At 65.6% G+C, this 553-nt stretch carries 1 pseudogene; it reads left to right on the top strand.

The features are described 5' to 3' along the window. Positions 1 to 553 (top strand): annotated as a pseudogene (locus tag AB4Y34_RS41925) (hypothetical protein); the annotation flags it as partial.

Here is a 553-nt window from a genome sequence, read left to right as displayed (position 1 = left end):
TGGTGGACTTCACGGGTACGGACGGCGTTCGCACGCTGTCGGGCGTGAAGGCCGGGACGCTGTCGGCGGCGAGCAGCGAAGCGGTGAACGGCTCGCAGCTGTATGCGACGAACCAGGGTGTGGCGCAGAACGCCTCGAACATCGCGGGTCTGGACACCCGGGTGACGCAGAACACGACGGCTATCGGCGGCATGGATACGCGCATCACGCAGAACGAGACGAACATCACGAGCATCGACGGTCGCGTGACGAACGTGGAGGGTTCGGTGCAGAACATCGCGAACGACCTGAGCAGCGGCGTGGTGGGTCTGGTGCAGCAGGACGCAGGTACGAACGCGATCACGGTGGCGAAGGACAAGGCCGGCGACCTGGTGGACTTCACGGGTACGGACGGTGTTCGCACGCTGTCGGGCGTGAAGGCCGGGACGCTGTCGGCGACGAGCAGCGAAGCGGTGAACGGCTCGCAGCTGTATGCGACGAACCAGGGTGTGGCGCAGAACGCCTCGAACATCGCGGGTCTGGACACCCGGGTGACGCAGAACACGACGGCTAT

Origin of the sequence: Paraburkholderia sp. BR10954 (assembly GCF_040965775.1) — a bacterium.
Lineage (GTDB): Bacteria > Pseudomonadota > Gammaproteobacteria > Burkholderiales > Burkholderiaceae > Paraburkholderia > Paraburkholderia youngii.
Note: the sequence above shows the minus strand (reverse complement) of the source record. Positions and strands in the feature narration are given on the sequence as shown.